At 60.8% G+C, this 19,751-nt stretch carries 20 protein-coding genes; 7 read left to right on the top strand and 13 right to left on the bottom strand.

Features of this window, described 5'->3' with window-relative positions; translation table 11 throughout:
* Window positions 1-59: 59 nt before the first annotated feature.
* From rho to hemE, 3 genes are all read right to left on the bottom strand, one after another.
* On the bottom strand, window positions 60-1,325 hold the full coding sequence (gene rho / locus AB6N07_RS02595; RefSeq protein ID WP_026791468.1) for a transcription termination factor Rho: 1,266 nt from the start codon (window positions 1,323-1,325) through the stop codon (window positions 60-62).
* Between the two features lie 252 nt (window positions 1,326-1,577).
* Entirely contained in the window at window positions 1,578-2,012 is a 435-nt protein-coding gene (gene hemJ / locus AB6N07_RS02590) for a protoporphyrinogen oxidase HemJ (protein ID WP_370676267.1), read from the bottom strand.
* On the bottom strand, window positions 2,012-3,172 hold the full coding sequence (gene hemE, locus AB6N07_RS02585; protein WP_370676266.1) for a uroporphyrinogen decarboxylase: 1,161 nt from the start codon (window positions 3,170-3,172) through the stop codon (window positions 2,012-2,014). The genes hemJ and hemE overlap by 1 nt, the downstream gene beginning before the upstream one ends.
* A 421-nt stretch (window positions 3,173-3,593) precedes the next feature.
* Between hemE and AB6N07_RS02580 the strand changes: the two genes are divergently transcribed.
* The 6 genes from AB6N07_RS02580 (at window position 3,594) to AB6N07_RS02555 (ending at window position 7,915) form a co-directional block, all read left to right on the top strand.
* Window positions 3,594-4,451, top strand: coding sequence for a pyruvate, water dikinase regulatory protein (locus AB6N07_RS02580; protein WP_370676265.1), 858 nt, complete (start codon window positions 3,594-3,596; stop codon window positions 4,449-4,451).
* A 3-nt stretch (window positions 4,452-4,454) separates the two neighbouring features.
* Window positions 4,455-5,042 (top strand): Maf family protein, encoded by a 588-nt coding sequence (locus tag AB6N07_RS02575; protein WP_370676264.1) that lies wholly within the window; start codon window positions 4,455-4,457, stop codon window positions 5,040-5,042.
* Window positions 5,039-5,857: a shikimate dehydrogenase gene (locus AB6N07_RS02570; RefSeq protein ID WP_370676263.1), complete on the top strand. Its 819-nt coding sequence runs from the start codon at window positions 5,039-5,041 to the stop codon at window positions 5,855-5,857. Before AB6N07_RS02575 ends, AB6N07_RS02570 begins: the two co-directional genes overlap by 4 nt.
* Window positions 5,854-6,435, top strand: a complete 582-nt coding sequence (gene coaE, locus AB6N07_RS02565; RefSeq protein WP_370676262.1) for a dephospho-CoA kinase — start codon at window positions 5,854-5,856, stop codon at window positions 6,433-6,435. Before AB6N07_RS02570 ends, coaE begins: the two co-directional genes overlap by 4 nt.
* Before the next feature lie 68 nt (window positions 6,436-6,503).
* Complete coding sequence (dnaQ, locus tag AB6N07_RS02560; RefSeq protein ID WP_370676261.1) at window positions 6,504-7,223, top strand: DNA polymerase III subunit epsilon; 720 nt, start codon at window positions 6,504-6,506, stop codon at window positions 7,221-7,223.
* 125 nt (window positions 7,224-7,348) lie between these two features.
* Window positions 7,349-7,915 carry an NUDIX hydrolase gene (locus tag AB6N07_RS02555; RefSeq protein WP_370678179.1) on the top strand — a complete coding sequence of 189 codons (567 nt, stop codon included), beginning with the start codon at window positions 7,349-7,351 and terminating at the stop codon, window positions 7,913-7,915.
* On the opposite strand, the gene cysK is transcribed toward AB6N07_RS02555, so the two are convergent.
* From cysK to AB6N07_RS02505, 10 genes are all read right to left on the bottom strand, one after another.
* Window positions 7,879-8,844, bottom strand: a complete 966-nt coding sequence (gene cysK / locus AB6N07_RS02550) for a cysteine synthase A (protein ID WP_370676260.1) — start codon at window positions 8,842-8,844, stop codon at window positions 7,879-7,881. The two genes, AB6N07_RS02555 and cysK, sit on opposite strands and share 37 nt — an antisense overlap.
* Window positions 8,845-8,994: 150 nt before the next feature.
* Entirely contained in the window at window positions 8,995-9,441 is a 447-nt protein-coding gene (gene dut, locus AB6N07_RS02545; RefSeq protein ID WP_370676259.1) for a dUTP diphosphatase, read from the bottom strand.
* A gap of 46 nt (window positions 9,442-9,487) precedes the next feature.
* A complete protein-coding gene (gene coaBC, locus AB6N07_RS02540; protein ID WP_370676258.1) occupies window positions 9,488-10,693 on the bottom strand; it encodes a bifunctional phosphopantothenoylcysteine decarboxylase/phosphopantothenate--cysteine ligase CoaBC in 1,206 nt (401 codons plus the stop codon).
* A gap of 183 nt (window positions 10,694-10,876) precedes the next feature.
* Complete coding sequence (gene phoB / locus AB6N07_RS02535; protein ID WP_370676257.1) at window positions 10,877-11,572, bottom strand: phosphate regulon transcriptional regulator PhoB; 696 nt, start codon at window positions 11,570-11,572, stop codon at window positions 10,877-10,879.
* Between the two features lie 22 nt (window positions 11,573-11,594).
* Window positions 11,595-12,302, bottom strand: coding sequence for a phosphate signaling complex protein PhoU (phoU, locus tag AB6N07_RS02530; protein ID WP_370676256.1), 708 nt, complete (start codon window positions 12,300-12,302; stop codon window positions 11,595-11,597).
* Between the two features lie 22 nt (window positions 12,303-12,324).
* Window positions 12,325-13,143, bottom strand: a complete 819-nt coding sequence (gene pstB / locus AB6N07_RS02525; RefSeq protein ID WP_370676255.1) for a phosphate ABC transporter ATP-binding protein PstB — start codon at window positions 13,141-13,143, stop codon at window positions 12,325-12,327.
* A 21-nt stretch (window positions 13,144-13,164) separates the two neighbouring features.
* A complete protein-coding gene (gene pstA / locus AB6N07_RS02520) occupies window positions 13,165-14,502 on the bottom strand; it encodes a phosphate ABC transporter permease PstA (protein WP_370676254.1) in 1,338 nt (445 codons plus the stop codon).
* The gene (gene pstC, locus AB6N07_RS02515) at window positions 14,499-15,956 is read right to left on the bottom strand and encodes a phosphate ABC transporter permease subunit PstC (protein WP_370676253.1); all 1,458 of its coding nucleotides are present in this window, start codon (window positions 15,954-15,956) and stop codon (window positions 14,499-14,501) included. Before pstC ends, pstA begins: the two co-directional genes overlap by 4 nt.
* Before the next feature lie 89 nt (window positions 15,957-16,045).
* Window positions 16,046-17,077, bottom strand: a complete 1,032-nt coding sequence (locus AB6N07_RS02510; RefSeq protein WP_370676252.1) for a substrate-binding domain-containing protein — start codon at window positions 17,075-17,077, stop codon at window positions 16,046-16,048.
* Between the two features lie 163 nt (window positions 17,078-17,240).
* Window positions 17,241-18,623 carry an ATP-binding protein gene (locus tag AB6N07_RS02505; RefSeq protein WP_370676251.1) on the bottom strand — a complete coding sequence of 461 codons (1,383 nt, stop codon included), beginning with the start codon at window positions 18,621-18,623 and terminating at the stop codon, window positions 17,241-17,243.
* Window positions 18,624-18,749: 126 nt separating this feature from the next.
* On the opposite strand from AB6N07_RS02505, the gene ppk2 reads away from it, so the two are divergent.
* Entirely contained in the window at window positions 18,750-19,736 is a 987-nt protein-coding gene (gene ppk2 / locus AB6N07_RS02500) for a polyphosphate kinase 2 (protein ID WP_370676250.1), read from the top strand.
* The last annotated feature ends 15 nt before the right edge of the window (window positions 19,737-19,751 follow it).

Here is a 19,751-nt window from a genome sequence, read left to right as displayed (position 1 = left end):
CTGGAACGGCGACGAATCGATATCCGCCGATGATTCACGTGAAACACACGAGCCGGATGTCAAGTGTTCATGGAATCGAAGAAGTCGCCGTTGGTCCGCGTCTGCCGGAGCTTGTCCAGCAGGAACTCGGTCGCGTCCGTTGTCCCCATCGGATTGAGAATACGACGGAGAACAAAGGTCTTCTTGAGCTTGTCGGGGACCACCAGCAGGTCTTCCTTGCGGGTACCGGAACGCTGGATATCGATGGCCGGGAACACGCGTTTGTCCGAGATCTTGCGATCCAGGATGATTTCCGAGTTACCAGTGCCCTTGAACTCTTCGAAGATAACCTCGTCCATACGGCTGCCCGTATCGATCAACGCGGTGGCAATGATGGTCAAGGACCCGCCCTGTTCGATATTTCGAGCCGCGCCGAAGAAGCGCTTCGGCCGCTGCAGCGCGTTGGCATCGACACCACCTGTCAGCACCTTGCCGGAAGACGGCACCACCGTGTTGTAAGCGCGACCGAGGCGGGTGATCGAATCAAGTAAAATGACCACGTCGCGGCCATGCTCGACCAGACGCTTGGCCTTTTCGATGACCATTTCCGCTACTTGAACGTGGCGTGTCGCCGGTTCGTCAAAAGTCGAGGAAACCACCTCGCCCCGTACCGAACGCTGCATGTCGGTCACTTCTTCCGGGCGCTCGTCAATCAGAAGAACGATCAGGTAGCATTCCGGGTGGTTGGTGGTGATCGAGTGGGCGATGTTCTGCAACAGAACGGTCTTGCCGGTACGCGGCGGCGCGACGATCAGCGCGCGCTGGCCCTTGCCGAGCGGTGCCACGATATCGATGACACGGGCCGAGAAATCCTTCGACGGGACGCCTTCGACTTCCATGCGGAAGCGCTCATCCGGATAGAGCGGCGTCAGGTTGTCGAAGTGCACCTTGTGGCGCGCCTTCTCGGGGTCTTCGAAATTGACGGTGTTGACCTTGAGCAGCGCGAAATAGCGCTCGCCCTCCTTGGGGCTACGAATCTGCCCTTCGACGGTATCACCGGTCCTGAGCGAGAAGCGGCGAATTTGCGCCGGCGAAATGTAGATGTCGTCAGGACCCGGCAGATAGTTGGCGTCAGGCGAACGCAGGAAGCCAAAGCCGTCCTGGAGCACTTCGACAACGCCCTCGCCGATGATATCGACTTCTTGCTCGGCGAGCTGCTTCAAAATGGCAAACAGCAATTCCTGCTTGCGCATGGTCGAGGCATTTTCCACCTCGACCTCTTCCGCAACGGCCAGAAGTTCGGTGGGGGTCTTCTTCTTGAGATCCTGGAGTTTCATCTCCGACATGGACAAGGCATCTCTTGGCTGGAAAAAGGAATCGAAGTCGAAAACAAAAAATTCCCCTGCTTGGGGATACGCATCGACGATCTTTTCCGAAGGACGCGGGCTGGCAGCAACGGTGGGGAACCGCCGCGGGGGGAAACTCTCCAGACCTTCTCGGCCTGGATACGCCTGTCCGCGAAGTGAGGGACGATTTCGCTATACCCTGTTCCGTCCGGCGCGGCAAGACTCAGGGACTACGAGGTCTCGTACTGGCTTTTAGAACGGCTTCAGTACGACCAGCACAAGAATGGCGAAGAGGATCAGCGTCGGCAGCTCGTTCATCATGCGGAAGAAGCGCGCGGCATGCTGATTCGCATCCCGTTCGAAGGCCTTGCGCCAAGCATCGAGCTGATAATGATAGACGGTCAGGCCGAGCACGAAGAGGAGTTTCAACCACAGCCAGGACGCCGTGGAAAACCATGCTCCCTTTACTCCAAGCCAAAGACCAAAAACCCAAGTGGCATACATCGCCGGCCGCATGATGCCCTTCAGCAATCGGCGTTCCATCACCTTGAAGGTTTCGGACTGAACTGAGCCGGTCTCAGCATCGGCGTGATACACAAAAAGACGCGGCAAATAGAAGATACCGGCCATCCAGGCGATCACCGAAAACAGGTGGCCGATCTTGATCCAGTCATAGCCGAGACCCATTATCGTCCCCCAACACCACGCACTCGTGCCAGCATGCGCGCGACATTGTCGATCGAGCCGTCCGGCGTGATGCCATGGCCGAGGTTGAAGATCAGCCTACCCTCACCCAACCGGGCAAGGATTCGATCAACAGCGGCATCCAGCATATCCCCACCCGTGACGAGATGCAGCGGGTCGAGGTTGCCTTGAACGGCGACGAGCGGCTGCACATCGTCACGAACAAAATCAAGCGAAGCCTGCCAATCGACGCCAACGGCATCGACCCCGGTCTCCCGCACATAAATCGGAAGATGGCCGCCCGCCCCTTTTGGAAAGCCGATCACCCGCGCGCCAGGTATCTCAGCGCGCAAGCCTTCGACGATGCGGCGCGTGGGCTCGATCACAAAACGCTGGAAACCAGCATCATCCAGCACGCCGGCCCAGGTATCGAAAATCTGCACCGCATCGGCGCCTGCCCTCAGCTGAGCGGCGAGGTAGGTGATCGAAGCGTCCACAAGGATATCGACCAGCCGATCGATACCGATCGGGTCGCTCAGCGCCGCCCGCCGTGCCGGCATCTGGTCGGGGGTGCCACGTCCCGCGATCATGTAGGTGATCAGCGTCCAGGGCGCACCGCAGAAGCCAAGGAAGGCCGTCTCGTCGGGAAGCTCCGCACGGATGGATGACACCGCCTCGATGACTGGCTCAAGCCGCGTGAGCAGACGATCCGGTTCCAGAACAAGGTGAGCCAGATCGACCCGCTCAAGCCTCGGGCCTTCGCCTTCGACGAACCAAACCTTCTGACCAAGGGCGTGTGGAACGACCAAAATGTCGGAAAACAAAATTGCCGCATCGAAGCCGAAGCGACGGATCGGTTGCAGGGTCACCTCGGTAGCCAGAGCAGGTGCATAGCAGAGATCGAGGAAGGATCCAGCTCTGGCTCTCGTCGCCCGATATTCGGGAAGGTAGCGTCCGGCTTGACGCATCATCCAAACCGGCGGTGGCCACATCCGCTCGCCATCGAGGACTCTGAGAAGGCGACGCTCACTCGCTGCCCTATCGGTCTTTTCAGTGATCGCTCCGATGGCCGTTTCCAAGGTAAGAATCCTATTTAAAGATACTTTCTTTTTCTTATTGGCGAGGGATAGCAGGGATTGTTGTTCCTCCACAATCGGAACCATGCGAAGCGTCTCTGCTCGACAGCGGTAGCGTCATTTGAACCGGTGGCCTGTGGCTTTTGTGGAAAACTGTAGCGGATGGCGGAATGCCGCAATTCTTAACGAATGGTTAATGGGGATGACCGCCGAACAGTTAATGAACCATTAAGCATCAGCGCCGCTTTTGCACAGCACCCACAGACACCGTCAAGACAGTGCCCATTGGCCTGTCCTGTTGACGGTTTGGCGGCTTACCCACAGGGGTCGATCCGGCACCCAAGGAAAGGCTGTTTTTGTCCACGCTCATCCCCACGATGGGTGTCCCTCTGTGGACAGCGGACCAGCCAGCGTAGCCAAACCATTGATCGTAATTGGCAAAAAAGAACTCGCCAAGCACTGCGCCATCTGAGATGCTGCGTCGCCGTTCTTTCGGAGCACGCCGGCTATGAAGCGGGGCCAGACCTATTTCCATATCCATCTCGTCTCCGATTCCACCGGCGAGACGCTGCTTGCCGTTGGCCGGGCGGCCACCGCTCAATATGAATCGATGGTGGCGATCGAGCACATCTATCCGCTGGTTCGGTCAGTGCGGCACATCGAACGCGTCATTGCCGATATCGAGGCGGCGCCTGGCATCGTTCTTTACACCCTGGTGCAACAGGACCTTGCGATACGACTCGAGGAGGCCTGTCAGGCCGCCGCCATTCCCTGCATCGACGTGTTGCGGCCGGTGTTTGACGTGTTCCGTTCCTTCTTCAAGGTACAGGCCATCGGTAAGGCCGGTGCGCAGCACGCGATGGATGCCGACTATTTCAAGCGCATCGACGCGCTGAATTTCACGTTGGCCCACGACGACGGCGCCCTGCCCGATGACATAGAGGAGACCGACGTCATCCTGATCGGCATCAGTCGCACCTCGAAGACGCCAACGTCGATTTATCTCGCCAATCGTGGCATCCGCACGGCCAACGTGCCGCTGGTGCCCGGCATTCCCATTACCGATAAGGTGATCTCTGCTCGGCGGCCGCTCGTTGTTTGCTTGATCGCCACGGCCGAGCGCATCATGCATGTTCGTCAGAACCGACTTTTGGCTCTGGCCGACCAGAATCAGAATTCAACCTATGTGGACAAGGCGTCGATCGCTCAGGAGATTCTCTACTCCAAGCGCCTCTGCACCGAGCATGGCTGGCCGATGATCGACGTTACCCGCCGGTCGATCGAGGAAACCGCCGCCGCCATTCTCGCCCTCTGGGATCAACATCGCTATGGCAAAATGCTCGATCCCTTTTCAGACGCCGGGTGACCGATGAGCCTTGTCCTTGCCTCGGCCAGCGCCGCCCGCGCCGCCCTCCTAACCGGTGCCGGTCTTATCTTCAAAAGAGTGCCGGCCGATGTCGACGAGCGTCTCATCGAGGAAGATCTCGTTGGGCTTTCCGCGGCCGACGTAGCGCAGGCACTCGCCGATGTGAAGGCGGTGGAGGTATCGCTACGTCGACCGGGTGACCTGGTTATCGGAGCCGATCAGACGCTGTCGCTTGGCGAGGAGCGTTTTCACAAGCCAAGGGATCGCGAGGAAGCCGGCCGACAGCTTTCCCGTCTCTCCGGTCGCACCCACGAACTTCATTCCGCCTTGTCGCTCGCCCGGAACGGCGAGGTTCTTCATCGTGCCGTCGATGATGCGAAGTTGACGATGCGGCCGTTGTCGACGCGCTTCATAAGTCATTATCTCGCGGTTGTCGGTGAGGCGATATTGGGCTCGGTCGGCGCCTATCAGCTCGAAGGCTACGGCGTTCAACTGTTCGAGGAAATCGAAGGCAATCATTTCACAATTCTTGGCCTGCCGCTGTTGCCGCTGCTCGAGTTTCTGCGTGAGGAAAGGATAATCGAACAATGATCCGCGCTGCCGTCATTGGCTGGCCGGTGAGCCAGTCGCGCTCGCCGCTGATCCACAGTCACTGGCTTGAGCACTTCGGCATCGATGGCGATTATCGACGCCTCGCGATCGAACCCGACCGAATCGACAGCTTTTTTGCCCGCTTTGCCGACAGTGGCCTCGCCGGTTGCAACGTGACCATTCCCTATAAGGAAATTGCTGCCCGCGCGGCAGGTCATCGGCAGCCGATCGTCGAACGTATCGGTGCTGCCAATACGCTCTGGATGGAAAATGGCGAGCTCTGTGCCGACAACACCGATGGTGTCGGCTTTGTCGCCAATCTCGACGAACGCGCTCCCGGCTGGGCCAAGATACCCGGCGAGGCATTGGTGCTCGGTGCCGGTGGCGCCGCCGCCGCCGTGGTGGATGCCCTTGTCGAACGCGGCTTCATGGTACGTATCGTCAACCGTACACTGTCGCGGGCCGAGGCACTGGCCGAGCGTTATCCTGGGCGGGCGTCGGCGGACGTCCTTTCGGCTGCGAATCGATACGCGGTAACAGCCGGTTTTATCGTCAATACCACCTCACTCGGCATGAAGGGTGATGGGGCCATAGATCTCGACATGAGCGTTGTGCCGAGCGATGCGGTGATCACCGATATTGTCTACGTGCCGCTCGTCACGCCATTTCTCCAAGCCGCCACTGATCGTGGTCTTCGTATCGCCGACGGCCTCGGCATGCTGCTGCATCAGGCGGTGCCTGGATTTGCTCGCTGGTTCGAACGCCGGCCGGCGGTGACCCCCGAACTCCGCGCGTTGATCGAGGCAGACCTTTGATCGTCATCGGCCTCACCGGTTCGATTGGCATGGGCAAGACCACCACCGCCGATCTGTTCCGGCAAGCGGGTCTGCCGGTATTTGACGCCGACGCCGCCGTTCATGCTCTTTATGATGGACCGCTGGCCAAAGAAATCGAATCGGTGTTCCCCGGAACCACGATCGATGGGCGAGTTGATCGCGCCAAACTTGCCGAACGACTTTCGGCAGAAGCCGATGCTTTCCGTCGATTGGAAGCCATTGTCCATCCGGCAGTACGCCGGGTGGAAGCCGATTTCCTTGATCGAGCCCGAGCCGATGGCGTGCCGGCGGTGGTACTCGACATCCCCTTGCTCTTCGAAACTGGCCGTCATCACGACGTTGATAAAGTTGTCGTAGTCTCGGCGCCGGCGGAGGTGCAGCGCGCCCGGGTACTGGCGCGCCCTGGAATGACGGCGGAAAAATTTGAGGCGCTTCTCGCTCGCCAGATGCCCGACACCGAGAAGAAGGCGCGAGCCGATTTCGTGGTACCGTCTGGCGACGGCTTCGGCGCGGCCAGGGATGCCGTCGCGATATTTCTTCGCCAACTGCTTGCCTGAGCAATTGGCGGGGGACAAGCAGGCCGGATTTCCTTGAAATCCTCGCCTTCGACGGGCAGGATTCGACTATGCGCGAAATCGTCTTCGATACCGAAACCACTGGACTGGATCCCAAGACCGGCGACCGCCTCGTCGAGATTGGCTGCGTCGAGGTGGTCAACCGCTTCCCGACCGGACGCAACTTTCACGTCTACATCAATCCGGGCCGATCGGTGCCCAAGGAAGCCTTCGACGTTCACGGTCTGTCAGACGAGTTTCTGGCCGACAAGCCACGTTTCGACGATGTGGCGGACGCCTTCCTTGCCTTTGTTGACGACGCCCAACTGGTTGCCCACAACGCCAGCTTCGATATGGGCTTCATCAATTTCGAGCTGAAGGCGTCGGGTCGCTCGACCTATGGCACCGACCGCGTCGTCGATACGCTGATGATGGCCCGCCGCAAGCACCCCGGCGCGCCGGCCAGTCTTGATGCGCTTTGTAATCGCTACGGTATTGATCGATCCCGGCGTGTCAAACATGGCGCTCTGCTGGACGCCGAACTTCTGGCCGAGGTTTACCTCGAGCTCACCGGTGGGCGACAGGCCGGCCTCGATCTCAGCGTTTCTGCGCAAACGACGTCGTCCGGACAAACCGGCGGTCGCGTTGCCCTGCGACCGCGTCCTATTGCGTTGCCCTCCCATATCACTGCGGCCGAGACGGAAGCGCACATCGCGTTTATCGCCACAATCGGTGAAAAAGCTCTTTGGAATATCTATTTGAATGATGGTGAGCAGGCAGAAACGGCCTGATCGCTGCCAGCAGGATATGCGGGATTCTCCCAGCCGGTCTGGCTAGGGTGTTATTAGCCGGCAAATTATGTCATAGAGCGCAACCGCGCTCTTTCCTGTCCGTTCCGGCAGTGGGGGTGCGCTTGGTGATCAAGTCTCCAAAGGGGTTGGTTGTGGCAAAGGCGACGCTCGAAAAGTTCCGGCAAGTCGCCGCCCTGCCCTACCGCCTGACGGCGCACGGTTATGAGGTGGTGATGATCACCACCAGAGACAGTGGTCGCTGGATATTGCCCAAGGGTTGGCCGATCAAAGGCCTCAAGCGGCATGAAGCCGCGGAAACCGAGGCCATGGAAGAAGCCGGTCTGATCGGTAGTGCCGAGCTCAAGCCCTTTGGCCGCTTCACCTACATCAAGCAGTTTCCCAAGCGTCAGGAAAAAGTGTTGGTTGATGTTTTTCCGCTGGCCGTCGAGAAGCAGCTTGATGACTGGCAGGAAAAGGGTCAGCGCGAGGTGCGTTTCTTCAACCCGGTGGACGCGGCGGCTTTGGTTTCGGATGCTGGCGTCGGCGACCTGATCCTTGCTTTTTTCGTTGACCTTGCCAAAAGAAAAGCGGCCGGCACCCTGAAGGTACCCGCCGCCGATAATGCGCCCGTAATGTCCGGCGAGCCGGATGGGGGTCAGGCTAGCCCCTCGAAGAGCGCGGTCGACAAGTAGCGCTCGGCAAACGACGGCACGATCACCACAATGGTCTTGCCGGCGTTTTCCGGTCGCTGTCCAAGCTTGACCGCCGCCGCTAAGGCAGCGCCCGAGGAAATGCCGACCGGCACGCCTTCCAATCTCGCCACTTGGCGAGCGGTGGCGAGCGCTTCTTCCGAGGGCACGGGCAGGATTTCGTCATAGACCTTGGTGTCGAGAACCAAAGGCACAAAACCGGCACCGATGCCCTGGATCTTGTGCGGCCCCGGATTACCGCCCGACAACACTGGACTCTCGCTCGGTTCGACGGCAACCACTTTTACGTCGGGCTTGCGTTCCTTCAGAAGGCGGCCAACACCGGTAATCGTGCCACCGGTGCCGATGCCGGCAACGAAGATGTCGACCTTACCCTCGGTATCGTTCCAGATCTCCTCAGCGGTGCTGATGCGGTGAACTTCCGGGTTGGCCGGGTTTTCGAACTGCTGGGGGATAACGGCACCGGGAATGCTGGCGGCCAGCTCTCCTGCCTTGGCAATGGCGCCCTTCATACCCTTGGCCGCTTCGGTCAGCTCAAGTTCCGCACCGAGCAACTTCAGCATCTTGCGCCGTTCGATGGACATCGATTCCGGCATGACCAGGATAAGCCGGTAACCCTTGGCCGCCGCGACGAAAGCGAGTGCGATACCGGTGTTGCCCGAGGTCGGCTCGATCAGGGTGGATTCGCCAGGCTTGATCTTTCCCTGAGCCTCGAGCGCCTCGATCATCGCCACACCGATGCGGTCCTTGACCGACGCAATCGGGTTGAAGAACTCCAGCTTGCCGAGAATGGTCGCTTTGACACCATTTTCCTTGGCGAGCTTGTCGAAGCGCACAAGCGGAGTGTCGCCGATGGTATCGGTGATGGAGGCGTAGATCTTGCCGCGACCGCGGCGGGAAAGATCGCTCATGAGAAGTCCTCGTTGCTGCGAACCCTATGGAATTGGCACCATTCTATCGACGGCGGCAGAAGGCCACCAGTCAACCGAGGTCGTAACGAACGAGTGGATTGGAAAATGATACCTAATAACGGCTAATTGGTAGGAATAATTACTCTCTCTTCACGAGCGTCCCGTCGATCCAAAGCCGCCGGTTCCGCGGACCGTGGCGTCGAGCGCTTCCGTTTCGGCAAAGCGGACGCGGCTCACCGGCGCGATCACCATCTGCGCGATACGTTCGCCCCGGACAATGGTGAAAGGTGTGTCTGAGAGATTGATCAGGATTACCTTCACCTCGCCACGGTAGTCGGCATCAACAGTACCGGGCGAATTGAGAACGGTGACGCCGTGCTTGGCGGCCAGGCCTGAACGCGGTCGCACCTGCGCCTCGTAGCCTGAGGGTAGCGCCATGGCGAGACCTGTTGGCACCAAAGCCCGGCCGAGCGGTGACAACGTCAGCGGCTGTTCGACGGCGGCGACCAGATCGACGCCGGCGGCGTCCTCGCTCTGATAGGCCGGCAGCGGCAGGTCCTGGGCGTGCGGCAGGCGCATAAGGGCGACATCGACCATTGGAAAACCTCGAAACTACGGTTCGTTGCGGATGCGAATCGAAAACTCAGCCGAGTTGCTCGGCGATCAGCGCGATCAGCCGTTCAGCGACCTCATCTTTGGAAAGTGTTGGCCAGGTACTGACGCCGGCCGCCGACAGGATGTGTACGTTGTTGCGGTCGCCGCCAAATACGCCGCTGTCCGGGGATACGTCGTTGGCAACGATATAGTCGGCTCCCTTGGCAGCAAGCTTGCGGGCAGCATTTGCCTCGACATCAGTCGTTTCGGCGGCGAATCCAACTACCAATTTCGGCCTTTGTCTGTCGTGGCCCAGCATTGCCAGAATGTCTGGGTTTTCAACGAAAGACAGCGGCGGCGGATCACCTGCCGCCTTCTTGATCTTTTCAGCTGCGACTTCCGACGGCCGCCAATCGGAAACGGCGGCGGCCATCACAGCCACGTCGGCCGGCAGAGCGGCGAACACCGCGTCGAGCATTTCACGCGCCGTTTCGACACGGACGATACTGACGCCCAGCGGGTCGGGGATGGAGACGGGACCGGATATGAGCGTTACTCGGGCGCCGGCTCGCGCGGCGGCGGCGGCAATGGCATGCCCCTGCTTGCCCGAGGAACGGTTGGTGATGAAGCGCACCGGGTCAATCGGCTCGATGGTCGGGCCGGATGTGACGAGCACATGCCTGCCGGCGAGCAGCTTTGCCCGCTCGCCTTCGGCAAAAAAGGCCTCCACGCTGGCGACGATCTCCATCGGCTCGGACAGACGGCCAACCCCGGCTTCGCCACGCTCGGCCATTCGCCCTTCGGCCGGGCCGATGAAACGAACACCGTCGGCGGCAAGCTGCGCCGCATTCCGTTGGGTTGCCGGATGCGCCCACATGCGTTGGTTCATGGCCGGGCAGATGATGATCGGCGCAGCGGCGGCAAGCAGGCTTGCCGTGGCAAGCTCGTCGGCAATGCCGTTCGCCATGCGGGCGATGAGATTGGCGGTAGCTGGCGCCACCAGGACCAGGTCGGTGTCGCGAGACAGCACGATGTGGCCGATATCCTGCTCTTCGGTGGGGTCGAACAGGTCGCTGAACACCTTCTGGCCGGAGAGTGCGCCCACCGTCATCGGCGTCACGAATTCCTTGCCCGAGCGCGTCAGGATCACCCGGACCTCGGCGCCGCGTTCTTTGAGGCGCCGAATGACTTCAAGCACCTTGTAGGCGGCGATACCGCCACCAATGACGATCAGAATGCGCTTGCCCGCCAGCATGTCAGGCCCTCTCCTGCATAATCGGAGGGGAACCTAGACCATCAGGACGCGGAAGGTAAGCGACAAGAAGCCGCCTGAGCAGGCTTCGAAAGCCAACCGCCAAAGCCCTCAACACCATTTGAGGCAAAGACGCCTTGAAGCCGATCTGGCGAGCGGAGGGCAGACCGCCCGCTCGCCAAACCTTCAACTGGTCGCGAATTTCTCGTCGAAGGAATAGCCGGAACCGCGCACCGTGCGGATAGGGTCACGGACGCGACCGCGGTTGATCGACTTTCTGAGGCGGCCGACATGGACATCGACGGTTCGCTCATCGACGTAAACGTCATGACCCCAAACACCGTTGAGAAGCTGCTCACGCGAAAACACCCGGCCCGGCGACTGCATCAGGAATTCCAGCAGGCGGAATTCCGTCGGTCCGAGATGAATTTCGCGCGCCGAGCGACGAACACGCCGAGTCTCCCGATCCAGCTCGATGTCACCGGCCATCAGAAGGTTCGATACCGTCTCCGGTTTGGCGCGCCTCAGCATCGCCTTGACGCGGGCAATCAACTCCGGAACCGAGAAGGGCTTTACGACATAATCGTCGGCGCCGGTGGCAAGGCCGCGCACCCGTTCCGATTCCTCGCCACGCGCCGTCAGCATGATCACCGGCAGCCGCTCGGTCTCTGGTCGTGCCCTGAGGCGACGGCAAAGCTCGATACCCGAAAGGCCCGGCAGCATCCAGTCGAGCAGCAACAGATCAGGAGTGATCTCCTTGAGGCGAATGTCGGCCTCGTCGCCGCGAAACGCCTGCTCGACCTCGAAGCCCTCGGCCTCAAGGTTGTAGCGCAGCATCAACGACACCGCCTCTTCGTCCTCGACGATCATCACCTTGGCCATGGTCGTTTTCAGCTCCCGCAGCTCAGGATCCGGCGATGGTACTGGCGATCGAGGTGTCGGCTTTCGGCCGCTCATCCTCGTAAGACCGGCCCGTCACCACATAGTGCACCGATTCGGCAATGTTCGTTGCGTGGTCGCCGATACGCTCGATGTTCTTGGCACAGAACAAGAGGTGGATGCAGAACGTGAGGTTTCGCGGATCCTCCATCATATAGGTGAGGAGTTCGCGGAACAGTGAAGTGTAGAGCGCGTCGATCTCGTTGTCGCGTTGACGGACGGCGTTGGCCGCCTGGTCATCCTGGCTGGCATAGGCGTCCAGCACCTTTTTGAGCTGCTGCAGCGCGATCTCGCAAAGATGCTCGACACCGGTGATCAGCTGCTTGTGCGGGAAGACGCCGTTGATGGCGACGACGCGCTTGGCAATGTTCTTGGCAAGATCGCCGACGCGTTCGATATCGTTGGCGATGCGCATGGCGCCGACGATTTCTCGGAGGTCGCTGGCCATCGGCTGACGACGGGCAATCACCAGGATCGACTTGTCCTCAATCTCGCGCTGAAGCCGGTCGAGTTCCTTGTCGTTGGCGATCACGCGTTGCGCGAGGCCAATGTCGAGGCGCGTCAGCGATTCGACAGCGTCACCAACCGCGCGCTCTGCGAGGCCGCCGATCTCGGTGACCATGCGTGCGATTGCCTTGAGGTCGTCGTCGTAGGCGGAAACCGTATGTTCCATGGAAATCTCCTGCCGTTTCCGGTCAGCCGAAGCGGCCCGTAATGTAGTCTTGCGTCCGCTGCTCGAGCGGGTTGGTGAAGACGTGGTCGGTGGGGCCTTCTTCAATCAGATGCCCGAGATGGAAAAAGGCGGTGCGTTGCGACACGCGCGCGGCCTGCTGCATCGAGTGCGTCACGATGACGATCGTGAAGTTGGCGCGAAGTTCGTCGATCAGCTCCTCCACCTTGGCGGTGGCGATCGGGTCGAGTGCCGAACAGGGCTCGTCCATCAAGATGACTTCCGGCGATACGGCGATGGCGCGCGCAATGCAAAGCCGCTGCTGCTGACCGCCGGACAGGCCGGTTCCAGGCTCGTTGAGGCGATCTTTCACTTCGTTGAAAAGCGACGCCTTCTGAAGCGAGGTGACGACGATTTCCTCAAGATCGGCCTTGGAGCGGGCGAGACCGTGGATGCGCGGCCCGTAGGCAACATTGTCGAAGATCGATTTCGGGAACGGATTCGGCTTCTGGAACACCATGCCAACACGTGCTCTGAGCTCGACCACGTCGAGGTCTGGATCATAGATATTGCGATCGTCGAGGGTAATGGTGCCCTCGACGCGGGCCCCGGCGATGGTGTCGTTCATGCGGTTGATGCAACGCAGGAAGGTGGACTTGCCACAGCCCGAGGGCCCGATGAAAGCGGTGACTGCCTTCTCGGCGATATCGATGGAAACCCCGTGCAGGGCTTCCTTCTGACCATAGGTTACCCTGACGGTCGCCGCGTGGATCTTGATCGGCCGGCTGGCTGGATCTGGGGTGCGAACGGTCTCGAAAGGCGTCGCGGTCTGAACTGCGGACATGGCGAAACTCCGAGGATACGGTTACCAGCGGCGCTCGAAGGCGCGGCGGAGAATGATGGCTATGCTGTTCATGGCGAGCAGGAAGGCGAGCAATATGATGATCGCCGCCGAGGTGCGTTCGCTGAAGGCGCGCTCGGGCTCTGTCGCCCACATGTAAATCTGGGTAGGTAGCGCCGTCGCCGGGTCGAAGGGCGTGCCCGGATATTCGACGATGAAAGCCTTCATGCCGATCATCAGCAAGGGTGCGGTTTCGCCCAGCGCGTGAGCCAGGCCAATGATCGTGCCTGTCAGCACGCCCGGCATGGCGAGGGGCAACACGTGATGGAAGACGGTCTGCATCTTCGAGGCACCGACTCCCAGGCCGGCCTCGCGGATCGACGGTGGCACAGCCTTCAGCGCGGCGCGCGTGGTGATGATGATGGTCGGCAGCGTGGTCAGCGTCAGCACCAAACCACCGACAAGGCTCGCCGAGCGTGGCAGGTGTGCGAAGTTGATGAACACCGCGAGGCCAAGCAGACCGTAAACGATTGACGGCACGGCGGCCAAGTTATTGATGTTGACCTCGATCACGTCGGTCCAGCGGTTCTTGGGTGCGAATTCCTCAAGATAGATCGAGCCGGCAACGCCGAGCGGCAACGACAGTACAAGAACAACCAGCATCATGTAGAGCGAACCGACGAGTGCTACGCCGACACCGGCCGTTTCCGGGCGTGTCGAAGCGCCGTTGGTGAAGAGGCCGGTATTGAAGGCGAGACGCAGTGCCCCTTCGCTCTTCAGTTTGTCGATGAGGACGATGTGCTTGTCCTTGATGAGGCGCTGGCTTTCAGGAACATCGGCGCGAATTGTGCCCTTTATGAAGGCGTCCACGTCGCCGGTGGCATAGAACTCAACGGTTCTCTTTGTCCCGATCAATGAGGGATCGTTGGCGATCATCGACCTCAGCATCGGCCCCGAGCCCTTGGAGAGAAGGTCGAGAGCGTCGTAAAGGCCATCCTCGTCGCTGGGGTCGATTTCCAGCGTCTTTTGAAGAGCAGCGGCGATCAGATCGTCGAAGCGGAAGGAATTGCCCGACATGACGGCGGCGGGCGAACGATCCCCGTCCGGCGCGATGATGCTTGGTTCGAAGTCGACCATCATCGTGATGCGCGTCTGCTGGAAAGCCGTATAGCCCTTACCAACGATCGAGCCGAACAGCACAAGCAGGAAGCAGATGGCGATGGAGACGGCTGCGACACCGTAGGCCCGGAAGCGCCGTTCGGCAGCATAGCGGCGACGGAGACCGAGATCGGTCTTGGTGACAGTCCGGACGTCCGGACCGCCGAGCCGCGAAGCGGGAAGGCGGGAGGCGGCTTCGGTCATTCGTACTGCTCCCGGTATTTGCGAACGATGGTCAACGCCAGAACGTTGAGGCCAAGCGTGATGATGAACAGCGTAATGCCCAGTGCGAAGGCGACCAGCGTCTGCGGACTGGTGAATTCGAGGTCGCCGGTCAGTTGGTTGACGATCTTCACTGTAATGGTGGTCATCTCTGCGAACGGATTGAGCGTCGCGTTGGCGGCAACACCGGCGGCCAGCACGACGATCATCGTCTCGCCGATGGCGCGCGACATCGCGAGCAACACGGCGCCGACGACGCCCGGCAACGCCGCCGGCATGATCACCTGTCGCATTGTCTCCGAACGAGTTGCCCCGAGCGCCAACGAACCGTCACGGAGCGAGCGGGGCACGGCGGTGATGATGTCGTCGGAAAGCGAGGAGACGTAGGGAATGATCATGATGCCCATCACCAGACCGGCAGTGATCACGTTGTTGCCGGAGGTCCCGAGGCCGAGCGGCACGGCGACAAAGTCGCGGATGAGTGGGCCGACGGTGGTCAGAGCGAAGAAGCCGTAAACGATGGTCGGGATGCCGGCCAGAATTTCAATCAGCGGCTTGGCCACCGAGCGCACCTTCGAGGTCGCGTATTCTGCCATGTAGATGGCCGAGAAGAGACCGATCGGTACGGCGACCAGCATGGCGAAGAAAGAAATGTAGATCGTGCCCCAGAAGAGCGGCAGGAAACCGAACTGGCCGCTCTCCGTCGAACCGGCGGCCGCGAAGCGCGGGTCCCACACGGTGCCGAAGTAGAAATTGATCGGCGACACCATCGAGAAGAATTGGAGGGCCTGGAATAGCAGGCTGAGAACAATGCCGATGGTGGTGAGGACGGCGACGGAGGATGCGGCAATCAGCAGCGCAAGAATGGTATTCTCGACGAGATTGCGTGCCCTTAGCCGAGGCTTGACCCGCACAAAGGCGAAGATCAGTCCGAAGGCGAGAGCAGCGACGACCGCTATATCGACGGCGGTATCGAGACCATCCGAAACAAGATTCAACGCGCTGGCGGCTATCAGTTGATAGGGCCTCACGTCCTCACCAAGCGGCAACCCGTGACCGGCGAACACCGAACGCGCCGTCACGACGCCGATTCGGATGTTCTCGAGTTCCTCGGGAGTTGCGATCTTCAGGCCGGCGGCTACCTGTTGCACGCCGGAAACCTCGAGCGACAGCTGGGTAGGGTTGTCCAGCACTTGCTGAGGCAGGTTGGCGCGTACCGTATGTTCGACAAGAAGCGGCCTGGCAATGGACAGCGCGACCAGGATGAGAAGAGCCGGCAATGCCGTCCAGATCAGCACATAAGCGCCGTAGTAGCCGGGTCGGGCGGCAAGCGTGCTGCGCCCCTTTCCCGACAGGACGACCGACTTCCAGTGCCCTAGAACAAAGCCGAAGAACGAAAGACCCGCGATCAGTGCGAGTAGCCAGAGCGGACCCATGCGGCCTCCCGATGTTTCGTCCGCCCATCGGGGCGGCCCAAGAAGGAAGGGCCTCCGGTAAGAGGCCCTTCCTGTTTGTGATCAGTCGATCAGAGAGTCTTGCCGGACTGGAAGTCGGCAAGCGCCTTCTGACGCTCGCTCTTCGGCGCCGGCACGAGGCCCTTGGCGACGGTCGGCGAACGCGGGCCGATCATCTGGTCGGCCAGGAAGAATTCGACGTAGTCCTTGAGGCCCGGAACGACGCCGAGATGGGCCTTCTTCACATAGAAGAACAGCGGACGCGACACCGGGTAATCGCCCTTGGCGATGGTGTCGACCGTCGGAGCAATGCCGGAGACCGTGGCGACCTTCAGCTTGTCCTTGTTGTTCTGGTAGAAGTCGAGGCCGAACACGCCGATACCGGTCTTGTTCGAGTCGATGCGGGCGAGCGTTTCGTTGTACTCGCCGTCGATATCGACCGCCTTGCCGTCCTTGCGCACCTTGACGCAGGCCTTCTCGGCGTCGGCCTTGGCGAGACCGGAAGCGACGAAGGCGTCATAAGCCTTGCTGTCCTTGCAGCCGGCGAGCAGCAGCTTCTGCTCGAATACTTCGCGCGTGCCGTGCTTTTCGCCGGGGATGTAGGCGGCGATGTCCCAGTCCGGGAAGCCGGCCTTGACGTCCGACCACTTGGCATTGGGATTGTCGACGAGCTGGCCATCCTTCAGTACCTTGGCACCGATGGCATTGAACCAGTCAGCCGGCACGAAGGTGAAATCGGGGCCCTTGATGTCGGACGCGAAGACGATGCCGTCGTAGCCGATGCGGATTTCCTGCACCTCGGTCACGCCGGCCGCCTTGCAGGCGTCGAGTTCTTCGGCCTTGATCGGCCGGGAAGCATTGGCGATGTCAATGGTGTCATCGCCCACGCCCTTGCAGAATTCCTTGAGGCCGGCGCCAGTGCCACCGCCTTCGACGATCGGCGCCTTGAAGTTCGAGTTGGCTTCACCGAAAGCCTCGGCGACGATGGTCGCATAGGGCAGAACGGTGGAAGAGCCGGCGATGTGGATCTGCTCGGCGGCGAAGGCGGTGCCGGTGGCGGAGAGGCCGAGCACGATGGCGCTGGCGGCGGTGGAGAATTTCACGGGAGCACTCCTAACGGTTTAGGATCTTGACGGTCGGAGTCTTTAAAGCCGTTGGCTGTCTCGTACCCGTCACGCCGCGGACCCTAACGGTCTGGCACTACTCTTCTATGACGGATTAGCTACACTATTGTGACAATGTAAATATCTGAAAATAAAACGAAAATCAGCCTTCAAAATGTTCAGGTACGAACATTTCCGCTTCTTTCGTCATCTCGGCGTCCGATAGCTGGAGTCGACGGGGCAGCCAGACGTTGACGGTCGTGCCCGAGCCGACCTCCGAGCGGATGACAAGGCGCCCCTGGTGGCGGTTGACGATATGCTTGACGATGGCAAGGCCAAGGCCCGTCCCGCGCTGCTCGCGGCTTCGCGCCGCGTCCACTCGGTAAAAGCGCTCGGTAAGGCGCGGCAGATGTTCCGCCGCAATGCCAGGACCGTCGTCGGTCACGCTGATGCGAAAGCCGGGCCGGCCGTCGTCCCCCTCCTCCTCTGCGAGCCCCAGCGCAATGCAGCCAGCATTACGACCGTACTTCACGGCATTCTCGACCAGATTGGCAAAGACCTGCGTCAGTTCGTCGCGGTCGCCGGCGATCGAGGCATGGGGGAGACTCTCCGCTACGACGATTGTCGCCTGCCGGGCTGTGGCCACGGGTGCCAACATGTCGACGACTGCCGGTAGCACCTCGGCGAGGTCGACATCGCCGGTCGGACGAACGTGCGCTTTCATCTCCAGACGCGACAGGGACATCAAGTCGTCGATCAATCGCCCCATGCGTCGGGCCTGTTCCAGCATGATGGCCAGGAAGCGCTCACGGTTGGCTTCGTCGCGCCGAGCCGGGCCGAGAAGGGTCTCGATAAAGCCGGTCAGCGAAGCGAGCGGTGTCCTGAGTTCGTGGCTGGCGTTGGCGATGAAATCGCTGCGCATGCGGTCAAGCCGAACAGCTTCGCTCTCGTCTCTGAACCGCAGCAGTACAAAATCCGGCCGCCGCCGGGGCTCGGGGCGCGGCAGGCGTAGAGGCGAGCAGCGCGCCACGAAGTGCCGCTCATTGGAACCGCGCTCGGCGAACCGCACTGGCGGCAGGCTTTCGCCGTTTCCTGCGCGCTGGACCGCATCGAGGATTTCCGGCACGCGCAATCGAAAAGCCAGCGGATCGCCCATGCGGGCAGGGCCGAATTCGGCGGCGGCGGCGGCATTCTGGTAGCGCAGAGTGCCTTCGGCGTCAGTGAGAAAGGCCGGCTCTTCCATGCCGTCGAGCAACAGCTTCATGCCGGTGTCCGGCCAGCGCCTGGGTGGGAGCCGGTCGGTCGCCCTCGGAGCCATCACCTTTCCGCCGGCCGGCAGGGCAAGAAGTACGGCGGCGACGATGGCGAGGAAACCCAACAGCGCCACGGCTGGCGAAAGGTCGGCGGCAAACAGCATGACTACCCAGAAGACGGCCGCCGCGATGAGCACTGTCCGAGGACGTCCCTCGGCGATTACCTCGCCAAAGCGGCCCCGTTCCTCCCGCACCGCGTCGTTACTCTCCGGCCTGTCCGGCATAGGGCTCATGGTATTCATCTGTCCTTAAGCGAAAACGCGGATTCTGTCATATTGATAAACGTCTTTTGTGACGCTTGTAGCGCGGTTCGCCGTGCCCGCGGGGCTGGCAGGCACGCGGATTCTGGGGGAAAGCCGATGGGAAAGAAAGATAAATCGACGAACGATATGACGCGCCGTTTCGTATCGAACGTCGAGCGGATCGCCGCCCGCGAAGGCGCCGCCGTGCTGGCGACACAGGCACCCGACGCGCCACCGATCACGCTCGGCAAGCTCACCTTCGATCTCGATAACCCATATCTCCCTGAAGAGATCGAGATGGAGGCCCTCGGCTCCGGTGGCTATCCTTACAAGGAGAGCCTCAAGGACAAGGCTTATCTCGAAGAGCTGCGCGTGCTGCAGATCGAACTGGTGAAGTTGCAGAAATGGGCCAACGACACCGGTCAGCGCATCGTCCTGCTGCTGGAGGGCCGCGATGCCGCAGGCAAGGGCGGCACCATCGCCACCTTCCTGGAATACATGAACCCGCGATCCGCCCGCCATGTAGCGTTGACCAAGCCCTCCGACGTTGAGCGGGGCCAGTGGTATTTCCAGCGCTACGCCAAGGAACTGCCAACCCGCGGCGAGATCGTGTTCTTTGACCGTTCCTGGTACAACCGCGCGGTTGTCGAGCCAGTGATGGGCTTCTGCACGGCCGAGGAGTCGCAACTCTTCCTCGAGGAAGTGCCGCATTTCGAGCGCATGCTGATCCACGACGGCATCGTGCTGATCAAGATATGGCTCGACATCGGGCGCGAGATGCAACTCAAGCGGTTCCACGACCGCCGCCACGATCCGTTGCGCATCTGGAAGCTATCGCCGGTTGATCTCAAGGCGCTCGCCATGTGGGATGAATATACCGCCGCGCGCGATCGCATGCTGAAGGCCAGTCATTCCGATCTCAGCCCGTGGATTGTCGTTCGTTCCAACGATAAGAAGCGGGCTCGCCTCAACGCCATCCGCTATCTGCTTTCGAAGATCGATTATGACCGCAAGAATCTGGCCGCCATTGGCGAGATCGACGACAAGATCCTTGGCAAGGGACCGAAGTTCCTGAAGACCAAGGACGACAAGAACAAGGCCTGAAGGCCCCCGGCTTTC

The organism is Pleomorphomonas sp. PLEO (genome assembly GCF_041320595.1).
Taxonomy (GTDB): Bacteria; Pseudomonadota; Alphaproteobacteria; order Rhizobiales; family Pleomorphomonadaceae; genus Pleomorphomonas.
The sequence above is the reverse complement of the archived record's forward strand: the minus strand, read 5'-3'. Positions and strand labels throughout refer to the sequence as shown.

What these genes read in the sequence shown, in the direction of transcription:
- AB6N07_RS02505 (WP_370676251.1), bottom strand. Translation starts at nt 18,623, where the DNA reads ATGAGCCCTATGCCGGACAGGCCGGAGAGTAACGACGCGGTGCGGGAG.
- pstC (WP_370676253.1), bottom strand. Translation starts at nt 15,956, where the DNA reads ATGGGTCCGCTCTGGCTACTCGCACTGATCGCGGGTCTTTCGTTCTTC.
- AB6N07_RS02575 (WP_370676264.1), top strand. Translation starts at nt 4,455, where the DNA reads ATGAGCCTTGTCCTTGCCTCGGCCAGCGCCGCCCGCGCCGCCCTCCTA.
- dnaQ (WP_370676261.1), top strand. Translation starts at nt 6,504, where the DNA reads ATGCGCGAAATCGTCTTCGATACCGAAACCACTGGACTGGATCCCAAG.
- cysK (WP_370676260.1), bottom strand. Translation starts at nt 8,844, where the DNA reads ATGAGCGATCTTTCCCGCCGCGGTCGCGGCAAGATCTACGCCTCCATC.
- hemJ (WP_370676267.1), bottom strand. Translation starts at nt 2,012, where the DNA reads ATGGGTCTCGGCTATGACTGGATCAAGATCGGCCACCTGTTTTCGGTG.
- ppk2 (WP_370676250.1), top strand. Translation starts at nt 18,750, where the DNA reads ATGGGAAAGAAAGATAAATCGACGAACGATATGACGCGCCGTTTCGTA.
- phoU (WP_370676256.1), bottom strand. Translation starts at nt 12,302, where the DNA reads ATGGAACATACGGTTTCCGCCTACGACGACGACCTCAAGGCAATCGCA.
- AB6N07_RS02580 (WP_370676265.1), top strand. Translation starts at nt 3,594, where the DNA reads ATGAAGCGGGGCCAGACCTATTTCCATATCCATCTCGTCTCCGATTCC.
- phoB (WP_370676257.1), bottom strand. Translation starts at nt 11,572, where the DNA reads ATGGCCAAGGTGATGATCGTCGAGGACGAAGAGGCGGTGTCGTTGATG.
- rho (WP_026791468.1), bottom strand. Translation starts at nt 1,325, where the DNA reads ATGTCGGAGATGAAACTCCAGGATCTCAAGAAGAAGACCCCCACCGAA.
- hemE (WP_370676266.1), bottom strand. Translation starts at nt 3,172, where the DNA reads ATGGTTCCGATTGTGGAGGAACAACAATCCCTGCTATCCCTCGCCAAT.
- dut (WP_370676259.1), bottom strand. Translation starts at nt 9,441, where the DNA reads ATGGTCGATGTCGCCCTTATGCGCCTGCCGCACGCCCAGGACCTGCCG.
- pstB (WP_370676255.1), bottom strand. Translation starts at nt 13,143, where the DNA reads ATGTCCGCAGTTCAGACCGCGACGCCTTTCGAGACCGTTCGCACCCCA.
- AB6N07_RS02570 (WP_370676263.1), top strand. Translation starts at nt 5,039, where the DNA reads ATGATCCGCGCTGCCGTCATTGGCTGGCCGGTGAGCCAGTCGCGCTCG.
- coaBC (WP_370676258.1), bottom strand. Translation starts at nt 10,693, where the DNA reads ATGCTGGCGGGCAAGCGCATTCTGATCGTCATTGGTGGCGGTATCGCC.
- pstA (WP_370676254.1), bottom strand. Translation starts at nt 14,502, where the DNA reads ATGACCGAAGCCGCCTCCCGCCTTCCCGCTTCGCGGCTCGGCGGTCCG.